Source organism: Sedimentibacter sp. B4 (genome assembly GCF_000309315.1).
Classification (GTDB): domain Bacteria; phylum Bacillota; class Clostridia; order Tissierellales; family Sedimentibacteraceae; genus Sedimentibacter; species Sedimentibacter saalensis.
The window spans coordinates 1-241 of record NZ_CANG01000862.1; the positions used below are offsets into that span (position 1 = coordinate 1).

Consider the following 241-nt stretch of genomic DNA (forward strand, 5'->3'; position numbering starts at 1 on the left):
TGACGTCCGCGGCTACCTGGCGCGGATCCCGTCCGCGGAGACCCTCGACCGGGTCAGCTACCGGTTCCACGCCTTCGCGTTCCCGCTGTGGACGTTCACCATCGCCGCCGGCGCGATCTGGGCGCAGTACGCCTGGGGGCCGGTTCTGGGGCTGGGACCCGAAGGAGACCTGGTCGCTGGTCACCTGGATCATCTACGCCGTCTACCTGCACGCTCGCGCGACCGCCGGCTGGGAAGGGCC

Annotated in this window: 1 pseudogene; it reads left to right on the forward strand. The window is 71.0% G+C overall.

Features of this window, described 5'->3' with window-relative positions:
• Positions 1-241, forward strand: a pseudogene (ccsA, locus tag BN358_RS29380) (cytochrome c biogenesis protein CcsA); the annotation flags it as partial.